16 protein-coding genes are annotated in these 19,383 nt (G+C 65.2%); 8 read left to right on the top strand and 8 right to left on the bottom strand.

The window, feature by feature from the left end; translation table 11 throughout:
* Positions 1-56: 56 nt before the first annotated feature.
* The 6 genes from AB7245_RS32795 (at position 57) to AB7245_RS32820 (ending at position 4,762) form a co-directional block, all read left to right on the top strand.
* The gene (locus tag AB7245_RS32795; protein ID WP_439035402.1) at positions 57-764 is read left to right on the top strand and encodes a hypothetical protein; all 708 of its coding nucleotides are present in this window, start codon (positions 57-59) and stop codon (positions 762-764) included.
* 197 nt (positions 765-961) lie between these two features.
* Positions 962-1,660: a type 1 glutamine amidotransferase domain-containing protein gene (locus AB7245_RS32800; RefSeq protein WP_063981874.1), complete on the top strand. Its 699-nt coding sequence runs from the start codon at positions 962-964 to the stop codon at positions 1,658-1,660.
* Between the two features lie 30 nt (positions 1,661-1,690).
* Positions 1,691-1,852 carry a hypothetical protein gene (locus AB7245_RS32805; RefSeq protein WP_206779638.1) on the top strand — a complete coding sequence of 54 codons (162 nt, stop codon included), beginning with the start codon at positions 1,691-1,693 and terminating at the stop codon, positions 1,850-1,852.
* A 46-nt stretch (positions 1,853-1,898) separates the two neighbouring features.
* The gene (locus AB7245_RS32810) at positions 1,899-2,855 is read left to right on the top strand and encodes an alpha/beta fold hydrolase (RefSeq protein WP_063981873.1); all 957 of its coding nucleotides are present in this window, start codon (positions 1,899-1,901) and stop codon (positions 2,853-2,855) included.
* A 38-nt stretch (positions 2,856-2,893) separates the two neighbouring features.
* The gene (locus AB7245_RS32815) at positions 2,894-3,937 is read left to right on the top strand and encodes an alpha/beta fold hydrolase (protein ID WP_063981872.1); all 1,044 of its coding nucleotides are present in this window, start codon (positions 2,894-2,896) and stop codon (positions 3,935-3,937) included.
* 105 nt (positions 3,938-4,042) lie between these two features.
* Positions 4,043-4,762 (top strand): hypothetical protein, encoded by a 720-nt coding sequence (locus AB7245_RS32820; RefSeq protein ID WP_063981871.1) that lies wholly within the window; start codon positions 4,043-4,045, stop codon positions 4,760-4,762.
* Positions 4,763-4,768: 6 nt separating this feature from the next.
* Here AB7245_RS32820 and AB7245_RS32825 read toward each other — a convergent pair whose 3' ends face one another.
* Positions 4,769-7,648 (bottom strand): ATP-binding protein, encoded by a 2,880-nt coding sequence (locus AB7245_RS32825; RefSeq protein ID WP_166100626.1) that lies wholly within the window; start codon positions 7,646-7,648, stop codon positions 4,769-4,771.
* Positions 7,649-7,996: 348 nt separating this feature from the next.
* On the opposite strand from AB7245_RS32825, the gene AB7245_RS32830 reads away from it, so the two are divergent.
* Positions 7,997-8,974 carry an AraC family transcriptional regulator gene (locus AB7245_RS32830; protein ID WP_063981869.1) on the top strand — a complete coding sequence of 326 codons (978 nt, stop codon included), beginning with the start codon at positions 7,997-7,999 and terminating at the stop codon, positions 8,972-8,974.
* Between the two features lie 391 nt (positions 8,975-9,365).
* On the opposite strand, the gene AB7245_RS32835 is transcribed toward AB7245_RS32830, so the two are convergent.
* Positions 9,366-11,687: a molybdopterin guanine dinucleotide-containing S/N-oxide reductase gene (locus AB7245_RS32835; RefSeq protein ID WP_063986190.1), complete on the bottom strand. Its 2,322-nt coding sequence runs from the start codon at positions 11,685-11,687 to the stop codon at positions 9,366-9,368.
* A gap of 308 nt (positions 11,688-11,995) precedes the next feature.
* Here AB7245_RS32835 and AB7245_RS32840 point away from each other — a divergent pair, with 308 nt between their 5' ends.
* Entirely contained in the window at positions 11,996-12,343 is a 348-nt protein-coding gene (locus AB7245_RS32840; protein WP_038958155.1) for a RidA family protein, read from the top strand.
* Positions 12,344-12,360: 17 nt separating this feature from the next.
* Here the strand turns inward: AB7245_RS32840 and AB7245_RS32845 are convergent, their stop codons facing one another.
* The 6 genes from AB7245_RS32845 to AB7245_RS32870 form a co-directional block, all read right to left on the bottom strand.
* The gene (locus tag AB7245_RS32845) at positions 12,361-12,825 is read right to left on the bottom strand and encodes a hypothetical protein (RefSeq protein WP_063981868.1); all 465 of its coding nucleotides are present in this window, start codon (positions 12,823-12,825) and stop codon (positions 12,361-12,363) included.
* Entirely contained in the window at positions 12,809-13,729 is a 921-nt protein-coding gene (locus tag AB7245_RS32850; RefSeq protein ID WP_063981867.1) for a DUF2950 domain-containing protein, read from the bottom strand. The genes AB7245_RS32845 and AB7245_RS32850 overlap by 17 nt, the downstream gene beginning before the upstream one ends.
* Complete coding sequence (locus tag AB7245_RS32855) at positions 13,726-15,456, bottom strand: DUF3300 domain-containing protein (protein WP_063986189.1); 1,731 nt, start codon at positions 15,454-15,456, stop codon at positions 13,726-13,728. The genes AB7245_RS32850 and AB7245_RS32855 overlap by 4 nt, the downstream gene beginning before the upstream one ends.
* Positions 15,457-15,597: 141 nt before the next feature.
* Entirely contained in the window at positions 15,598-17,487 is a 1,890-nt protein-coding gene (locus tag AB7245_RS32860; protein ID WP_439035403.1) for a sensor histidine kinase, read from the bottom strand.
* A gap of 143 nt (positions 17,488-17,630) precedes the next feature.
* On the bottom strand, positions 17,631-18,863 hold the full coding sequence (locus tag AB7245_RS32865) for an HlyD family secretion protein (protein WP_063981865.1): 1,233 nt from the start codon (positions 18,861-18,863) through the stop codon (positions 17,631-17,633).
* Positions 18,856-19,266: a hypothetical protein gene (locus tag AB7245_RS32870; protein ID WP_063981864.1), complete on the bottom strand. Its 411-nt coding sequence runs from the start codon at positions 19,264-19,266 to the stop codon at positions 18,856-18,858. The genes AB7245_RS32865 and AB7245_RS32870 overlap by 8 nt, the downstream gene beginning before the upstream one ends.
* Positions 19,267-19,383 lie beyond the last annotated feature (117 nt).

The following is a 19,383-nucleotide window of genomic DNA, read 5'->3' on the forward strand; positions in this document are numbered from 1 at the left end:
CCAAGCCGCATCCGCCCCGCCATGGTGGTGGCACTTCACGGTGGATATGGCGGGATATGGCGCTTCTTGACGATGTAATTGATGCCAGCGGCGGTATGGCCCGCTGGAATAGCTTGACCCGATTCACGCTCCACCTTTCCGTCGGCGGCTCGTTGTTCTCCAGCGCCGGACATGCCAGCGAATTCAAGGACGTGACGGCGGAGGGCTCGACCCGCGCCCAGTCGGTCCGCTTCACCGGCATCACCGGGGGTGAACACTCCGGCTGCTTTCAGCCCGACGCAATCACGATCGAGAGCCTCGAGGGTGAGGTCCTGCGCACGCGGGATAACCCGAGCCCTGCATTTCCCGAGACCGGCTCTCCTGGGCTCGCGGACGAACTGCACCTCGTCTTCTTCTGCGGCGTAGCGATCTGGAATTATCTGACCAACCCATTTCTGCTCGCCCATCCCGACGTCGTCACGGAGGAGCTTCCGCCGTGGCGCGAAAACGCTGACACGTGGCGGCGGCTGCGCGCGCAGTTCCCGCCGAACCTGATCACGCTCGCGCCCGAGCAGATCTTCTACTTCGACGAGAACGCCCTGCAACGGCGGACGGATCACGATCTGTTCGGAAACAAGGTCGCACATTATTCCTGGGCCCATGACAGCTTCGGCGGCATCGTCGTGCCGACATTGCGGCGTGTGCAGACGCTGCGGCCTGATGGAAGCGTGATCGCCAGGCCCGTGCTGATGGACGTCGAGATCTTCGACGCCGTGTTCGAATAGCGGTGGCGACGCGCGAGAGCGGGAACCGTTCACTGCTCTCAACGCCTAACAATACATAACGAGCTAACACGCGGCCTTGGGTGCAACATTGGGCTCACGAGCAACGAACAAGTGTTGTGCTCGAACGAGACCGAGGCCGGCGCACCTCCACCACGAGGGAATGCGTCATTGCAGCGAACGCACTCAAGGAGATCGTCATGAAGATTCTTATGGTTATCACCTCCCACGACCAGCTCGGCAACACCGGACGCAAGACCGGGTTCTGGCTCGAGGAGCTCGCCGCCCCCTACTACGTTTTCAAGGATTCCGGCGCGGAGATCACGCTGGCTTCGCCCAAGGGCGGTCGGCCGCCACTCGATCCCAAGAGCAACGAGCCCGAGTTCCGCACTGACCTGACGCTGCGCTTCGAGGCGGACGCTGCCGCTGAAGCCCAGCTCGACAAGACGGTGCGCCTCGACAGCGTCAAGCAGGAAGACTTCGACACGCTGTTCTATCCCGGCGGTCACGGCCCGATGTGGGACCTCGCCGAAGACAAGGACTCGGTCAAGCTGATCGAATCCTTCCTCGCCGCCGGCAAGACCATCGCGGTGGTGTGTCACTCGACCGGTGCGCTGCGCCACGTCAAGACCCCCGATGGCAAGCCTTTGGTCGAGGGCAAGGAAGTGACCGGCTTCACCAACGGCGAGGAAGATGACGTGGGCCTGACCAATGTCGTGCCGTTCCTCGTGGAGGACGAGATGTTGAAGCTCGGCGCGGTCTTCTCGAAAACGGCGAACTGGGGCGTACACGTCGTCAGCGCGGGCCAGCTCATCACGGGACAGAATCCGCACTCCTCCGGCCCGGCCGCGCAGACGCTGCTCGCCGCCCTGGCCAAGAAGGCGAAGTCGGCCGCGTAAGTCAGGCTCGCATCGGAGCGGTGCTCATCAATGAGCACCGCCCCGGCACTGACCGGACACATCGAGGACGATGACGAAAGCTTTACGCCGGAGCTTACGAATGTGATCCGGCGATCGGAAGCTGCTGCGCACAACAGCGATCAAGGTGGGAGCGTGCCGCTCAATCCCGTCAGAGCGGTTGCCGGCGCATGACGCGCCGGCACGTCTCGACGTGACACGCCCACATCGGAGCGATGACATGAATATTCCAGCCACCCTCGCCCTCGCAGCCGCCCTCGCCTGCACCACCGTGCAGGCCTCGGCACAGGATCTGCGGTCGAGCCGACGCTCGATCAGCTATCACACGATCGATATCGGGGGTCTCAATATCTTCTACCGCGAGGCCGGGTCCGCCGACGCGCCGACCGTGCTGCTGCTCCATGGTTTCCCATCCTCGTCGCGGATGTGGGAGCCTCTGCTGCCGCTGCTCGCCGACAAATATCACCTGATCGCGCCTGATTATCCCGGCTTCGGCAACAGCAGCGCGCCGCCACCGTCCGACTTCACCTACACTTTTGACAACATCGCCGGCGTGATGGGCGAGCTGACGAACAAGCTCGGCCTGACCAACTACGTGCTGTTCATGCAGGACTATGGCGGTCCGGTCGGCTTCCGCATGGCGCTGGCGCATCCCGAGCGCGTTCGCGCCATCATGATCCAGAATGCCGTTTCGCATGAACAAGGACTGAGCCCGCTCTGGGAAGCGCGTCGCAAATACTGGGCTGATCCGGCGCATGAGCTCGAGGCGCTCAAGGCCAACTTCACATCCTTGGCCGCGACGCGCCAGCGGCACCTCGGCTCCAGCCCGCACCCCGAGCGCTACGACCCCGATAGCTGGACCGACGAATACGCGTTCCTGACGCGTCCCGGCGCGGCCGAGATCCAGACTACGCTGTTCCTGGATTACCGGACCAACGTCGCCTCCTATCCGAAATGGCAGGCGTGGCTGCGCAAGACGCGGCCGCCGACGCTGGTGGTCTGGGGCAAATACGATCCCTCCTTCACCGTCGCCGGCGCGTCGGCCTATCGCGACGATGTGCCGGATGCGGCGGTCCACATTCTCGAAGCCGGCCATTTCGCGCTCGACGAGGCGACCGACGAGATCGCCACGCTGATCCGCGACTTCCTTGCGCGTCTGGACGGGCACAAGGGCTGACGGCGACTTGCACAATGCACCGACCACAGGAGGCACACATGCCCGACAACATCAACCACGAACGACGTCGTTTCGTCGGCAGGGCTGCGATGGCGCTCGCCGCGACCCAGCTTGCGCTGAGCACGACGGCTACGGCGAAGCCGGCGAAGTCCGCCACCATCGTCAAGCCCGGCGCCAACACCGCGTTCGCGTCCCTGAAACAGATCGACGCCGGCCTCCTCAATGTCGGCTATGCCGAGGCGGGTCTCGCGGATGGCCCGCCCGTGATCCTGCTGCATGGCTGGCCCTATGACATCTACGCCTTCGTCGATGTCGCACCGCTGCTCGCCGCGGCCGGCCGCCGCGTGATCGTGCCTTACCTGCGCGGCTACGGCAGCACGCGTTTCCTCTCCGACTCGACGATGCGGAACGGGCAGCCGGCGGCGATCGCGGCCGACATCGTCGCCCTGATGGACGCGCTCGGAATCGACAAGGCGACGATTGCCGGCTTCGACTGGGGTGCGCGCACCGCCAACATCATCGCTGCGCTCTGGCCAGAGCGGGTCAAGGCGATGGTCTCGGTGAGCGGCTACCTGATCGGGAGCCAGCAGGCCGGCAAGATGCCGCTGCCGCCGAAGGCCGAGCTGCAATGGTGGTACCAGTTCTATTTCGCGACCGAGCGCGGCCGCGAGGGCTACGACAAGTACCGCCACGACTTCTCGAAGCTGATCTGGCAGCTCGCTTCGCCCCAATGGCATTTCGACGATTCCACTTTCGACCGTAGCGCGAAGGCGTTCGACAATCCGGACCATGTGGCGATCGTAATCCACAATTATCGCTGGCGACTGGGCCTCGCCGAAGGCGAAGCGAAATACGCCGACGACGAGGCGAAATTGGCGCAGGCGCCCGTGATCGCAGTGCCTACGATCACCTTGGAGGGTGACGCCAACGGCGCGCCGCATCCGGAGCCGTCCGCATACGCGAAGAAATTCTCCGGGCGCTATTCGCACCGGACCATCAAGGGCGGTATCGGCCATAATCTGCCGCAAGAAGCGCCGAAGGCCTTTGCCGACGCGGTGCTGGACGTCATGGCCGAAGCCTAGGCGCCGGACCTGCCAACGGCACTTAACAACGCTTAACGGGCGATCGTCTGCGCACGGAGGTATCTCTATTGGGGCGACACCACCGATGCGAGAGGAAACGGCCGGATGATTCCGCTGCTGGCGAATGCGATCGAGGCCCATGGCGGGCTCGATCGATGGAATGCCCACGAGCGACTCACCGCCACGATCGTGACGGGCGGCGACCTCTGGATATTGAAGGGCGTCGATCAGGACCAGGCGCCGCGCACGATGCGGATCGAGCTGCGTCGTGAGCGGGCTTCCATGGAGCCGTTCGGCAAGCCCGGCCAGCGCACCGACTTCAGCCCGGAGCGGATCGCCATCGTGGCTGCGGACGGCCGCATCGTCGCGGAGCGCAACAATCCGCGCGCCGCCTTCGCGCGGCACGATATGCGCACGCATTGGGATCCGCTGCATCGCGCCTATTTCAACGGCTATGCGCTCTGGACTTACATGACTGCGCCGTTCCTGCTGGCGGCGGACGGGTTCGAGGTCCGGGAGATCGCGCCGTGGCGCGAGGGCGCGGAGGTCTGGCGCGGATTGCGGGCGACCTTCCCGGCCGTGATCGCAAGCCACAGCGCCGAGCAGGATTTCTATTTTGGCCCCGACATGCTCATCCGCCGGCATGATTACCGGGTCGAGATCGCCGGCAATTTTCCGGCAGCTCAGTACGTGTCCGATCCCGTCACCGTCGACGGATTCAAGCTCCCGACCCGCCGGCGCATCTATCTGCGCGGCGACGATCTGATGCCGCTGCGTGATGAGCTGATGGTGTCGATCGATCTCGCGAATTTCCGGTTCGACTGAGCCTTGTCAGGCAGATGCCTCGTCCAGCACGAGCCGCGCTGCCTTCAAATCCGCCGTCTCGAATCCTTCCGAGAACCGCGCATAGGTCGCGGCGAGATCGTCGAGCGGATTCTTGACGCCCTGCCGAAGCCGAAGCGCCGCAAGCGACATCTCCGTCCGCAATCGCCAGGACAGCGCGCCCTGCTGCTCCGCCAGCGCGAGCGATGCGGCGAAGCCCGCTTCGGCGGCACCGAGATCACCGGTCCGCGCCTCGAGGTCGCCGCGCCGGCGCAGGAGCTCGGGCATGTCAAAACCTCCGCCGCCCTGCTCGACGCGAGCGATCGTCTCCTGCAGGACCTGCAGCCCTTCCGTCAACCGTCCCAGCGCCGCCAGTCCTTGCGACAGATCCGCGGCGAACGCGGATGCGTAGAGCTCGTAGCGATCCGCATGCAGGCGCAGCAGCGCGCTCCGCAGCAGATCGACACCGCCGGCCAGCTCGCCGCGGGCGATCATGGTCTGCGCGCGAAAGCCGGTCGCGACGGCTTCGTACGGCGCGAGCCCGTGCAAATTCGCATGGGTCGCGAGGCGTCCCGTCATCGTCTCGACGGCGGCCCAGTCACCGACCCAGCCGAACACCGAGGATGACCAGCACAGCGCGATGCAATGCATCAGCACATCGCGCGGCGCGGCGGCGCCGACGAGCGGGCGGACGCAATCGAGTGCGCGGTCGGGAAAGCCGCGCAGCCACAGCACCCGCGCGAGCGGAATCTGCGGCGTGCGCGAATAGGCGAAATGCCCGGGCTCCGTCCCGCGCAGCGCGGCGTCGTCGCGCACGCCTTCGTCGAGATGGGCCTGCGCCTCGGCCTGGTCGCCGGCGAGATGATACGACACGCCGAGAAGCGCCTTGCTGCCTGCGATCCCCGCGGTATCGCCGATCTGGCGGGCGATGCGCTCGGCCTGGAGTGCGGTCGGCACGAGGTGCCTGTAGTCGCCCGTGCGGCGATAGAACATGTTCAGCCGCGACAGCAGCCTGAACGCATTGGCGTGATCGTCGAGCGCTTCCGCGATCTCCAGCCCGCGCACGAGTGCGGCCTCGGCCTGCTCGCTGTTGCGCTCCGTGAACATGAAGGCGTGGCCAAGCGTCGACTGCAGCTCGAGCTCCCATTTGCCGCCCTGGTTGGCATCGTCGAGCATCGCGAGCGCGCGGCCCGACCAGATGCGCGCCTCGTTCAGCAGGTTGAGCTCGACGAACAGCCTTGCGGCGCTGCCGGCGAGCGGCACGCGCAAGGCGGCACCGTCGTGGTTGGCAAAACTCCATTCCAACGCCGCACGGGCATCTGCGAGCAGGCTCGCGCGCGCCTGCAGGCGCGAAGCCGGGTCGCCGCCCTGCTCCGCCATGCCGGCTTCGAGCGTGCGCTGAACATAGGCCGTGTGACGGCGCGCGATCGCCGCCGCTTCGCCCGCGTCGACCAGCTTCTGCATGGCATAGGCGCGCGTGGCATCCAGCAGGCGATAGCGCCGCGATGCGCCATCGGGCTGCGCCGACACCAGCGACTTGGCCACGAGCTGCTCCAGCGCATCGACGACGCGATCGGCCGCGGCACCCTCATCCGCGGCGACTGCGATCGCCCCCTTGAGCGTGAAGGGGCCGGCGAAGATGGCGAGTCGCTGAAGCACTGTGCGTTCGCTCTCGCCGATCAGGCCAAAGCTCCAGTCGAGCGTCGCGCCGAGCGTCTGCTGCCGTGGCGGCGCCGTTCGCCGTCCGCGCCATTCGAGCTTGAGCCTGGAGTCGAGCAGCGCGGCCATCTCCCGCAATCCGTAGACGCCGACGCGCACGGCGGCGAGTTCGATCGCGAGCGCGATGCCGTCGAGCTTGCCGCAGATCTCGGCCAGGACCTCGGCATCCTCGTCCGTGATATCGCCGCGATGGCCTGCGGCCGCGGCACGATCGATGAACAGCTGCGCGGCCGGATAATCCAGCACTTCGCCGGCGCTGAGGCGCGCCCCTTGCGGCGGGCCGGCCAGCGGAACGAGCTCGAAGATCTGCTCGCCTTCCACCAGCAGCGACTCGCGGCTGGTGGCGAGAATGGCGATGCCCGGCGCCTCGCGATAGATGTTTTCGGCCAGACACGCGACCTCGTCGATGACGTGCTCGCAACTGTCGAGGATGAGAAGCTGCCGCCGTCCGCGCAGAAAATTGACGATGCTGCCTGAGGGATCATCATGATGAACGACGAGACCCAGAGCGGCGGCAACCGTGCTCGCGACCAGCGTGGCGTCCTTCAGTGGGCCGAATTCGAGGAAATGAACGTGCCCCTCGAACGCCTGCCACATGTCATGCGCGAGCGCGGTCGCAACCGTGGTCTTGCCGATGCCGCCCGGTCCTCGCAGCGTGACGAAGCGGTCGCTCAGCAGACGCGCCGACAACTCGGGCAGCACGTCGTCCCGACCGATCATCCGGTCCAGCCGGTGTGGCAAGGCTGCAGGCGGCGCCGTTCTTTCAGGTGCACGCGGCGCGAGTGCCGGAGCGGCGTTGCGCTCGCCACGTTGCACGGGCGCGACGAAGCAATAGCCGCGGCTCGGGACGTTGGTGATGTAGCGGGCCCCGTCCTTGCCGTCGCCAAGCACCTTGCGCAGCTCCGCGACATGGACGCGCAGGCTGATTTCCTCGACCGCGAGGCCGGACCACGCGTAGCTCAGAATCTCGTTCTTCGGCACCACTTCGCCGGCACGGCTGAGGAGCAGACGCAGAATGTCCATCGCGCGGCTGCCGAGCTTGACCGGCGCTCCGTCCCTCTCGAGCAACCGCGACCGCAGCGAAAACGGTCCGAACGAGACTGCGTCGAAATCAAGGCTCGCCCCGGCGCCATTGCCGGGCGAGCCATGTCCTGCCGGGGGTTCGGTCACTTCTGACTCATCTTGACGGCCATTTCATTCAAATGCGCGGCGACTATACCCGCCGTCGATGCGCGGTCCAGCAAGGCGCCGAGCCGGCCTCATACCGGCACATCGATCGCAGCGCGATGTTCTGCAATGTCCTCACACCGCACCGATCTGCGCAAATAATTGAAAAGCTGGACAAAATCAAACGTCCTGCGGCGGGCTGTCACACTTCATGTGCTCGCACAAAATCTAACACCTCCTAATCATCACTAACGGGCTTCTTGCCTGGCTCACGCCTATCCTCTGATCGTGGAAAGCACTGAGAGTTGGCTGATCGCTGCAAGCGGCGACGAGGCCAGGAGAGGACGAGCGATGTTCAATGACTTGCAAGCAGCGCATGCCTGGATCGAATTTCCCGCCAGCCGGTGTGATCGCGAGGCTTCGCACGGGATGCGTGCAATCGCGCAGGAAAGCGGATGGCGCAAGATCGATCGCGGCCTGGACGCGGACATCACGATTTCGCGATGGGAAGACTCGCGGGCCATCTCGTCGCACGAAGCGACGACGCCGGCGGACCGCTATTTCGTCGCCATCGCGCTGAAGACCGCTCGGGTAAAGCTGACGCGGGACCGTCAGATCATCTTCGACGGCACCATGCCCGCGGGCACGCTGTACGTCAGTGCGCCATCGAAGCTTCTCGGCGTGCAATTCCATTCGCCCTGCGCTTTCCTGCACTTCCACATCTCCACCGATCATTTTTCGGCGGCGCGGCCGGCGACCGAGGGCCTCAACGACCTCGTCCTGCTGCGCGACCCGCTCGCAGCCGAGCTCGCCAAGGCACTGACCGAGCATGGCGATACCGCGGACCAGCAATTCGCGCGCTGCATCGGCGAGACCCTTGCGATGCATCTGACCCGGCTCGAGCTGCCACGCTCAAAAGTCAATGCCTTGCCGAAATGGCGGCTACGGCGCGTCGAGCAATATATCGCCGATCACTTTGATCGCTGCATCAGTCTGTCTGAACTCGCCAATGTCGCGGGCCTCTCGAGGATGCATTTCGCGGCACAGTTCCGCGCCGCGACCGGCTACCGTCCGCGCGAATATCTGCTCAATCATCGCGTCGAGCATGCGAAGACCTTGCTCACGACGACCGAGCGGCCGCTGGCGGAGATCGCGCTTGCCGTCGGCTTCAGCACCCAGGCGCATTTTTCGACCGTGTTCAAGCGCATCAGCGGCGAGTCACCGGCACGCTGGCGTCTGGCCAGCAGGGCTGTGCTGCCTGCTACGGAGGCGCTTCCGCGGCGGCGCCCTGCCGCGGACATGGACTGGATGGTCGGCGCAGCCGCGTAGTTCGTGCGGCGGCAGGCGAATTGGAATCGAGGTATCTGAAATCAAGGGACTTGGAATCAAGCGACTTGAGATCAAGGCACTTGGCATCACGCCATCTGCAGTTCGACCGGTTTGCGATTTCTTTGGCGTGAGTGCCCTGCCACTCACGCCGGCTCGAGCCCTTTTCCTCCCGGGCCTGCGAGCCACTCGGGGCCGTCCCTCCGCCCACACAGGACGGCCCCTTTTCTTTCTGCCTCTCGTGTCCTGGACGCGCTACGGCACGGGCACGAGAGCGCAGTATGACTCACACTCCCTCCACGTCGTCGTTGCGAGCGCATTTCGCGTAGACCGGATAGAGCGCAGCGTAGTCCGGCGCCTTCGCACTACGGCCGCAGCAATCCCGGCGACGCGCCTATACCGGATCGAACGCGCGGATCGGCGGCAGATTGCCGGTGAACTTCTCCACCTCGACCGTCGTGAGCTGGCCGGTGCAGCCCTGCGCGAAGGACGAGGTGCCGATGTCGCGGGTGAGCACGTTGGGATTGCCGTGAACGCAGAGCGGCGCTTCGTCCTCGGGGTCCATCGGGTCGTACCACGCGCCGGTCGGAAGCTGCACGACGCCGGCCGCGATGCCGTCGGTGACGTGGACGGCGGCGAGACAGGCGCCGCGCTCGTTGAACAGCCGGATGATGTCGCCGTCCTTGATTCCGCGTGCATCGGCATCGCGTGGATTCATGCGCGCCACCTCGCGGCCGCGATGCTTCGCGCCCAGCGAATGGCCGCCGAAGTCGAGCTGGCTGTGCAGGCGCGTCACCGGCTGGTTGGCGACGAGGAAGCACGGCGCGCCGGGTTTCGGCATGTCGGTCTTGTCGAGCCAGACCGGATGGCCGGGACAATCGGCATCGCCGTGCGCGGCGATCTTGGCTGAATAGATCTCGATGCGCCCGCTCGGCGTCGGCAGAGGATGTTTGGCCGGATCCTCGCGAAAGCTGCGCAGCCGGCCGCCGTCGTCGGGCTGTTGCGGCACGACCAGGCTGCCGCGCCGCCAGAATTCGTCGAAATCAGGCGCCTCGAGGCCACGAGCTTGAAGCGAGGCGCGAGTCGGCTCGTACAGATGTTCGAGCCACTGCCGCGACGTGCGCCCTTCGGTGAAAGGTTCGCGCGCACCCAGGCGCTCGGCGAGATCGGCAAAGATGTCGTAATCGTCACGCGCAAGGCCGAAGGGCTCGGCGATCTGGTGCATCGCGACCATCAGGGGATCGTTGGTCGAATAACCGATGTCCTCGCGCTCCAGCGTCATGGTCGAGGGCAGCACGATGTCCGCGTGCCGCGCCGTCGCGGTCCAGGCGAGCTCGTGCACGACGAACGTATCGAGCTGCGCAAAAGCCTTGCGCAAGCGGTTGATGTCCTGATGGTGATGGAAGGGATTGCCGCCGGCCCAGTAGACGAGGCGGATGTCCGGATAGGTACGCGTCTCGCCATTGTAGCGATAGGTCGTGCCGGGACTGAGCAGCATGTCGGCGATGCGCGCGACCGGAATGAAATCGCGCACGCCGTTGCGGCCCTGCCCCAGCGTCGGTCCCGGCACGTCGTTGACGCGGCGGCCATAATAGCCGATCGCGCCGAGCGAATAAGCATAACCGCCACCGGGCAGGCCGATCTGGCCGAGCGCTGCAGCGAGCACCATGCCCATCCACACCGGCTGCTCGCCATGCTCGGCGCGCTGGAGCGAATGCGAAACGGTGATCAGTGCACGCTTTCCGGCGGCGCGGCGCGCGAGCTCGCGTATCGCGTCCGCATCGACGCCGCAAATCGCGGCGGCCCATTCGGCATGCTTGGCCTGCCCGTCGCTCTCGCCATTGAGATAGCGCAGGAACACGGGCCAGCCTTCGGTGTAGCGATCGAGGAAGGCCTGGTCGTGCAGACCTTCGCTCACAAGTGTGTGGACGATGCCGAGCATCAGGGCGGTGTCGGTGCCGGGCAGGCACGTCATCCATTCGGCGCCGGCCTCGACGGGAAGATCGTCGCGCAGCGGGCTGACCAGGATGAACGCGCAGCCGCGCCGGCGCGCGGCTTCCATGGCGCCGCGCTCGACATGCTTGCTGATCGAGCCGCCGGCCACCATGGAGTTCTTCAGCGCCATGCCGCCGAACGCCAGCACGATGTCGGTGTTCTCGGCAATCTGCTCCCAGGTGACGTTGCGCTTGGTGATGTCCTCGTAGCCGGCAAGGATCTGCGGCAGCAGCACCGAGGATGCGCCCGAAGAGTAAGTGTTCACCGAGCGCACATAGCCGCCCATTGCGATGTTGAGGAAGCGATGCACCTGGCTCTGGGCGTGATGGAAGCGGCCCGCGCTCGACCAGCCGTAGGAGCCGCCGAACACGGCGCCCGGGCCGCGCGTATCGCGGATGCGGCCGAGTTCGTCGCCGAGCAGATCGAGCGCCTTCTCCCAACTGACGGAGACGAACTCATCGCGGCCGCGGCGATCGTCCGGGCCAGGTCCGCGCTCGAGCCAGCCGCGGCGGATCGCCGGCTGGGCGATGCGCGCCTGATGCCGCAGCGCGCCGGGGAAATTGCCGATGATGCCGTTCGGATCGGGGTCGCCCGCATAGGCCCTGACCTCGAGCCCGGCTTCGCTCTGACGCGCGGAAAACACGCCCCAATGCGAGGTGTGGGGCTTGAAGCCGTCAGACAGGTCGAGGCCGGGGTCGGGAAAGCCAATCGTATCGTCCATCGTCTGATCCTTGTTCCGGTACGGCACGGACCCAGCCGCTGCCGCGTCGATTCCGGTGGCAGTATACCGATCCGCATCATGATGTCGTCGGGATCAGGGCCGTCGGAAACGCCGGGCTCCCGCGCGCAAGTGCAGCTGGGTGACCGTCCGACCGCACGACAAGCGGCGATTCTTAAGCCAATTTATTCTTTATTTTCAATATCTTGTTGGACGACCTTCGAGACGCCCCGGTCGCGAAATCTCTTCAAACGACATCGACATGGAAATGTGCGATATGCCGCCCATCCCCACAGCAGCATCGGTTCATCATGATCCAGCGCGTCTTGCCCTACGAAGGACTCCTCCACGAAGTGGTCGAGCATAATGGCGTGCTCTACATCGGCGGGATCGTCCCCGAGGACACCAGCCTCGATATGTCGGGCCAGGCCAACGACGTCCTCGGGCAGCTGGCGCGCCTGTTGACGACGCTCGGCTCCGATCTCGCCAACGTCTTGCAGGTGACCATCTTCATGACCAACCTGAAGGAGAAGGCGGAGTTCAATGCGGCCTGGAAGGCGCACTTTGCGGAAGCTCACCTGCCGGCGCGCGCTGCGATCGGCGTGGCCGATCTCGGTCCAGGCGTCAAACTCGAGATGACGGCCATCGCGGCCCGGTAACCCCAGGCTCGAGGCGCTCACTTCCAGGCGATCGTGATCGCGCTGATGTTGGAGGCGAGCTCAAGTCCGGCCTTCGGGCCTTGCAGCACGATCGTCACGCCCTTTTCGTTGCGCAGATGGGCGCCATTGACGCCGCCGACGAGTGCGAAGCCGCCGCCGACGGAGCTATAGGTGCCGACGAAGTCGCCGACATCGCGGATGCCTGATGCCCGGCCATCAAATCTGCCGACGGTCGCACCGGCCGTGATGCCGACGCTCAAGCCGGAGACCTTGAAGGGATAATTCCGACCGCGGTAGTTCAGCACGCCACTGCCGGTGCCGCCTCCGACCAGCAGGCCAGCCTTGACGAACCTCACCTGGACATGGCCGCTCGCTTGCGCGAACGACGGCGTGGCCGGCATCGCGAGCAGGAGGAGCGCGAGCGCGGCAAGGCCGATTGCGGTCGCGCGCCGCATGCGTTCCGGTTTATGGCTTCGCGGCATCGACCTTCTTCCAGGTCTGGTCGGGATCGAACAGCGTGGTGCGCTCGGCGATGACAGCCGTGCGGTTGCCGAGATCCTTCTGGTAGACGGTGCCGGCATGATTGACGAGAAACGTCATCACGCCGGAATTGCCGTATTCGGCGGGCCAAGCGATCAGTCCGAAGCCCCCGATCATCTTGCCCTTGACGACGTAGTTGAGCGCGCCACCGGCCGCGTCGGAACCCTGGCCTTTCAGTATTCGGAAGTAGTAGCCGTGATAAGGCGCGGGTGCCTCGCCTGTGCCTTGCTTGTAGCCTTCGGCCGAGGCCTCCGCGACCAGCGCGCCGAGCGGGCTCGGATCACTGTCGTCACGCCAGAACAGGCCGTCCTTCTTGCCGGGCGTGGAAAGGAAGCGTTGCGCGTAGACACCAGCGCCCTCGCCGCGATCCGTGTCGGCGTATTCATTCTGGGCATCGACATAGGCAAGCGCGGTCTGGATCGCGTCGAGCTCGTTGCGGCCGATGCGGCGGCGAAGCACCTCGATCCGCCCCTCGTCGGTGTCGAACGCCCAGCCTGTCTTGGTGTTGAGCAGCGGAATCGGAAACGGGAAATCGTCCGGCCCCAGTATCAAGGTCGCGGTCTTGTTGCCCTCCGCCTTGATGCCGTGCTTGGCGTCGTACATCGACGTGAAGCGCTGACGGATGTCGTTGTCGGCGACCTCGTCACCGGACGAGACGATATCCTCGGCGGCCCTGCCGAGCACCTTCAAAATGTCGCCCGGCCCGCTTTTGACTGCGGCCGCGAGCGCGGCGGCCGCATCCTCCGGTGTCTTGTAGGATTGCTGCGCCTGTGCCGCCGAGCCAAGCATGGCGAGCGCCACCACGCCCGGCAGGATCGCGCGATGGAGCGATTTCAGGCCGATCATGGCGTCACCTCCGCAGGGATCTTCGCGCCGTCGGCGAGCCAATCGCGGTAGGTGCGGAATGTCAGGCCAAGCTTGTCATAATAGACGCGCAGATAACCATCGCTGCCGCGCGTCACGGCGTCAGGCATCACCTTCTCCACCTCCTGCGCCATCACGCCGACATAGGCCTTGTCGCTGCCGATGTAGCTGAAGCGATAATAGCCGAGGCCGTTAGAGAGATGGCCGAGCAGGACGATGTCATGCTTCAGCGCGATGTCGGAGCGCCGCCCACCGCCGCCACCGCCGCGGCCTCCTCCTCCGCCTCCACCACCACGGAAGCCACCACCACCACCACCACCATGCATGGCCATTCCGCCACCGCCGCCGCGCCCGGCAAAGCTTCCGCCGCCACCGCCGCGCGGCATGCTCGCCATGCTGGAGCGTCCGCGCGCCGATGCTGCGGCCGCCGCCCGGCCCGACGAGACGTTCATCGCACCGCCGCGATTGCCGCCACCGCCTCGATTGGCGGCAGCGCCGCCGCCGGCTCGATTCGCAGCCTTTGCACGATCGCCGCCGCCCTTACCCACATTCTTGCCTGCATTCTTGGCGCGATCTCCACCACCCTTGGCACGATCTCCCGCGCCAGCACGATCGCCGCCGCCGGGCCGGTCGCCGCGATTGCCGGCACGATCACCGCGATCACCAGCACGATCTCCTGCACGGTCACCCGGACCGCCACGATCACCGGCACGGTCGCCGGCGCGATCTCCAGCCCGGTCTCCCGCACCTTGGCTCGGGCGCAGCACCTGGTTGCCGTCCCGGCCGCGGAAATCCATCCGGTCCGACGCGCCCGCCCTCACATTGTTGTTGCCGAAACGCTGCTGGACGTTGGTGTTGTTATAGCGCACGCCGCCGCGATGCGCCGGATTGTGCTGCCAGCCGTTGGCGATGTTGGTGGTGCGATGATTGACGTAGACGTTGCGGTTGCCCCAGTTGCAGCCGCCGCCCCAGTAACTGCCCCAGCGCCCGATCGCCCAGGCCGTGCCAAAGGCAATGCCGGCCGCAACCACGCCGGCGCCGATATAGGACGGATATCCCCAGTAATACGGCGGATACTCCGCATAGGGCCAGGTGCCGTAGACCGTCGCCGGATCGTAATAGGGCACGTACATCTCGGCGGGATCGGCCTGCTGGATGACGACAACCTGCTTGCCTTCCTGGCTCTGAACGCTGACCTTCTGCTGTTTGGTCGTGACCAGCTTCTTGTTGTCATAGGCCTTGTTGCGCAGGCGCTGGATCGCGTCCATCACGTCGGGCTGCTGGGCGAGAAAGGCATCGCCGAGTTTCTGGGTCCATTCGAGCTTGTCGCTCATCATCGACAACACATCGGGGGTGCTGGCGAGCGCCTTGACGCTGTCGTCCCAGGCCTGCTTGTCGACCTCGGCCTTCAGCGCCTCGCCCTTCAGCGTCTTGCGCTCCTTCAGCCAGCGATCGGCCTGCACCACTTCCAGCGGATAGGTCGATGCCGCCAGGACATTGGCCAGCAGCTCGTCGGGATAGAGCGCGATCGGCGCCACCAGCGCCTCGAGCTGCTCGGGTTTCAGGAGTTCGGCGCTCGGCGGAGGCGGACTTGCGGGCTGTGCCTGCGTGCTCGGCGCCGCCGGCTTGTCAGCCGTCTGCGCGGTTGCGGTGATCGGCATCGTCAGCATCAACGCAAGCGCCATCAGGATCTTGCCGCAGCGAAACATGCCATCCTCCATCGAACTTTCCGGCCACCAAGATCGGGCCGCGGCATGGGCGTTTATTGATCAAGATCAACGAAGGCCTGCTTGGCCGCCTTGTTGAGGCGCGAGAGCAATGCCGCGCCGCCGGATCGCTAAACGTCTGCGCTAGTGGATGATCGGGAGCCTGATCGTGAACAGCGCGCCGCCCGACGGCTGGTTCTCGGCGGCTATGGTGCCGTGATGGGCCTCGACGATGGTCTTGACGATTGCGAGCCCCATACCCATGCCCTGAGGCTTGGTCGTGAAGAATGGATTGAAGATGTTCGCGAGGTCGCCGACCGCAATGCCCGAACCGGTGTCGGCGATCCGGATCTCGGCGTGGCCCCCGGCGCGCCCGGTCGATACGCCGACCTCGCGCTTCTTCATGTCCGCGTCGGAGACCGCATCCAACGCATTGATGATCAGGTTGAGAACGACCTGCTGCAGCTGCACGGGGTCGCCCTTGACGTGCAGCTCCGCAGCGGCTGGCGCGTAAGCCAGCGTGATCCGGCGCCCGTCGGCGAGCGCCGTCACCAGGCCGATTGCTTCCCGTACCGTGTCGTTCAGTTCGGTGTCCTTGATTTCAAACGGCCGCTTCCTCAGGACGCTTCGAAGCCTGCGGATGACCTCGGACGCCCGCTGATCGTCGCGCCTGATGTCGGCCAGAATCTGGCGGATCTCGTTGATGTCGGGTGAAGTGGCTTTGAGCATAAGCTCCGCCGTCTCGGCATTGGTCAGAATGGAGCCGAGCGGCTGGTTCAGCTCGTGGGCAATCGACGTCGTCAACTCGCCGACGGCCGAGTACCGATTGGCGTGGGCGAGTTCGGTCAGGCGTTGTCGCGACTCGATCTCGGCCAACTGGCGGCGATGGCGCTCGCTCAGAAGTCCGCCGATGAAGCCGGCCTGTATCAAAATCACGGCCGCGATCAGCAGCATCTGCCAATGATAGCGATCCCAGAGGGCCGGCTCACGAAACAGGATTTCGCTGCCCGGCGGCAGACTGCTCTCGCCGATCCCCCAGCGCTGCAACTCCCGCCGATCATATTTCGGCGGCCCGAATCCGATCGGCTCGTATTTGATGCGGGCCGGCTTCTCGCCGCCGAGGATCCGGATCGCGGCACTGACGGTCTTCGAACTGGTTTCGGCGATGGAGTGCATGGGCCCGCCGACGCTGGCGTCGCCGAAGAAAGGTTCCTGATACGAGAAGATCGGCGCGTTCGCGACAGCATGCAGCCTGTGCAGGGCGATATCGCCCTCGTGGACAATGCCGCCGGCATCGACCAACATCAGCCCCCAGAACAGCGCGGAATGAGGCGGAAGCACCGATGCGCGCTTCAGGATCTCCTCAAACGGCAGGTCGGAGTACCAGACGAGGTCGAGCCGGCCTTCCAGCGGTTTCAACTCCCGCTTCACCTCGTCGATCCAGAATTTCTCGAGGGGCGAGGCACCGACCACAACGGCGACCGTTTTGATATCGGGCAAGAGCTTGAGAATGTTCTCGAAGGCCGCCACGAAATCATTGCGGACGGACACGACCACGTCATTGTCGGTGAGGTCCAGGCGGTTCACCAGCCGTTGTTCGACCACGGTCAGCACCGTCGGCGTTTCCGGGAAGAGCTTCGCACGGTATCTCTGCACGAACCGCGCCGCAGGTGCGCCGATGCTCAGCACGATATCGGGCGGCCTGCCCTGGTAGAGCGAACCGAGATAATCGACGAAAGGCGCTTCGGGGCCTGGACTGTTGAAACGGGCGGTGAGCAGCGTGTGCTCCTGGACGTCGAGCGGCCAGGGCGATTGCCGCTCGAGCTCGGCCTTGATGCTCCGCGCATATTCACTCCAGGGGCGAAACTCGCGGCCGAAGGAATGCAGGATCAGCACGCGCTTTGGCTCGCTGCGCGCAGCCGAGCCGGGCTCAGCGGCTCGCGCGGGCCCAGACAGCATGCACGCGGCGAGCAACAGGCCGAGACCCAACAGCGTGGTCGCAACCAGCCACTGCTTGACCGACGCCCTGATCATGCGCCCGCTCCCCTCCGCCTCGGCCGCGCTCCGGCGCCTCCGGACCACAATTCTAGCGAGAACTGGGCCGCTTCGACAGTGCCGAGGACGCAGTCAAGCTGCACGCAGGACGGTCCATTCGCGAAACAATCCGACCTGGGACCTCAGTGCCCGCTCAGCACCAGCGTCTTGATCGGCAGCAGCAGCGCCTGGATGCGCAGCAGCAGCGCATGCACCAGCCCGACGCCGTCGACGACATGCAAGACAATGGCCCGGCCGGTGCTGGTCTCCTTCGCCGAGATCTCCTCGTGATTGCTGGTGTAGGCGTTGACGATGCAGCTGCTGCCCGGCGTCACGCCGTCAAGGCCGCCTTTGTAGAGCGGCTCCATGAATGCCAGGATCGTACCGGGCCGCACGACATTCTGCGCCTCAACGAGTAGCTCTCCGCTGCGGAACTGTCCGGCCGCGATGTAGTCTTGCACATTGGTGATGACCATCGGAATGATAACCCACGGCCTCGATATGCAGGTTGCTTCCGCCACCATGCCGACCTGCAAGACCTGAGCCTCGATCTGGCCAAAGCCCGCCTGCAGACTCTGCCGGCCGGCGCCCGCCGGAACCAGCACACCCGCCGGCCGCAACAGCTGATTGACCACGTCGCCGGCGCGGACCAGGAATTGCTCCACACGCCCGTCAACGCCGGCGCGGACAAAAGTCTTGTCCAGATCCACCTGCGCCTCGGCTAGCGTCGCTTCGGCGCTGGCCTTTTCGGCCGGCAAGAGCGTTGAAACGCGCAAGGCTGCCGACTGCCTCGAAGCCGTGGCGGAGTCGACCCCAGCCTGCCGCTGATCGACGAGCACCTGCAGCTTTTCGATGTCGCGCTGCGGCACGATGCCGGGATTGCGACGCTGCAACTCGGATTTGACGTCCAGTTCATCCTTGGCCTGCTGAAGGTTGGCCTTGGCTTCCTGGATCTGCGCTTCGGCCTTGACCACGTCGGATTCCGCGCTCGTCAGCGACGCATCGACTTCAGCGATCTTGCGTTTGGCGGTTTCCAGAGCCGCGCGTTGCTTCGAACTATCCAGCGTGAACAGTACGTCGCCCTTCTTCACCGCCTGGCTGTAGCCGACATTGACTTCCGCGACCCGGCCGGAGCCCTCGGGCAGGATCGGCACCGTACGGTAATACAGCGTCGCCGAGGTCGTTGACGGGTGAAAGTAGAAGATCATGGTGATGAGCGACACCGTGAGCATCAGGCAGCCGGTGATGCCCCATCGCAGCTCGTACCAGATGGAAAAGAACGTGATCTCCTTGCCGAAGCGCTTGCCCTGCGCATAGCGGCGGTAGAGATAGTCGGGCAGGATGGTCAGAAGGGAGCAGAACATGAGCTCAAACATGGCTGCGCTCCTTCTCCTTGGGGACTGACTTCTCTGCCGGTGGGGGGCTCGGTTGCTCGGGTTCGCGCCCGTCGCCCGGAGCGGCGTCAGCGATCCTCTCGACGGAGCCGGCAATGCTGCGCAGCGGCGTGCCGAAATCGGGCAGGTCGATCATCGCGAGCAGCAGGCCGGCCACCCAGAAAATGTGCAAGTGCGTAAAGAGCGAGATGATGCCCAGCACCGCCACGATCTCGAATTGCAGCTTCTGCGACTTGTGCGCCATGCGCTCAGGCAGGCTGTGCAGCTTCCAATAGAGCGTGCCCACCCAGAGCACGGTGCCGATCAGGAAGATCCCCATCACCACCATCAGCGGGTCCACCCCGCTTCCCGGCGCGAGATAGAACGGCAGATGATGCGGGGCCATCGGATGAAGTTGCTCGCTCAACGTTCTCTCCTCGACAGGCGCGTTTCCACTTGAATGCGTCGAATGCAGTGTCGGTATCGGGTGGCGCAATTGCTTGATTTGGATCAACGGGCCTGG

It is taken from the genome of Bradyrhizobium sp. 604_D8_N2_3, from assembly GCF_051810765.1.
Taxonomy (GTDB): domain Bacteria; phylum Pseudomonadota; class Alphaproteobacteria; order Rhizobiales; family Xanthobacteraceae; genus Bradyrhizobium; species Bradyrhizobium barranii.

Coding starts and splice junctions, on each gene's coding strand:
- AB7245_RS32855 (WP_063986189.1), bottom strand. CDS start 15,456: ATGTTTCGCTGCGGCAAGATCCTGATGGCGCTTGCGTTGATGCTGACG.
- AB7245_RS32865 (WP_063981865.1), bottom strand. CDS start 18,863: ATGTTTGAGCTCATGTTCTGCTCCCTTCTGACCATCCTGCCCGACTAT.
- AB7245_RS32870 (WP_063981864.1), bottom strand. CDS start 19,266: ATGGCCCCGCATCATCTGCCGTTCTATCTCGCGCCGGGAAGCGGGGTG.
- AB7245_RS32800 (WP_063981874.1), top strand. CDS start 962: ATGAAGATTCTTATGGTTATCACCTCCCACGACCAGCTCGGCAACACC.
- AB7245_RS32820 (WP_063981871.1), top strand. CDS start 4,043: ATGATTCCGCTGCTGGCGAATGCGATCGAGGCCCATGGCGGGCTCGAT.
- AB7245_RS32810 (WP_063981873.1), top strand. CDS start 1,899: ATGAATATTCCAGCCACCCTCGCCCTCGCAGCCGCCCTCGCCTGCACC.
- AB7245_RS32830 (WP_063981869.1), top strand. CDS start 7,997: ATGTTCAATGACTTGCAAGCAGCGCATGCCTGGATCGAATTTCCCGCC.
- AB7245_RS32795 (WP_439035402.1), top strand. CDS start 57: ATGGCGCTTCTTGACGATGTAATTGATGCCAGCGGCGGTATGGCCCGC.
- AB7245_RS32860 (WP_439035403.1), bottom strand. CDS start 17,487: ATGATCAGGGCGTCGGTCAAGCAGTGGCTGGTTGCGACCACGCTGTTG.
- AB7245_RS32805 (WP_206779638.1), top strand. CDS start 1,691: ATGAGCACCGCCCCGGCACTGACCGGACACATCGAGGACGATGACGAA.
- AB7245_RS32835 (WP_063986190.1), bottom strand. CDS start 11,687: ATGGACGATACGATTGGCTTTCCCGACCCCGGCCTCGACCTGTCTGAC.
- AB7245_RS32840 (WP_038958155.1), top strand. CDS start 11,996: ATGATCCAGCGCGTCTTGCCCTACGAAGGACTCCTCCACGAAGTGGTC.
- AB7245_RS32850 (WP_063981867.1), bottom strand. CDS start 13,729: ATGATCGGCCTGAAATCGCTCCATCGCGCGATCCTGCCGGGCGTGGTG.
- AB7245_RS32845 (WP_063981868.1), bottom strand. CDS start 12,825: ATGCCGCGAAGCCATAAACCGGAACGCATGCGGCGCGCGACCGCAATC.
- AB7245_RS32815 (WP_063981872.1), top strand. CDS start 2,894: ATGCCCGACAACATCAACCACGAACGACGTCGTTTCGTCGGCAGGGCT.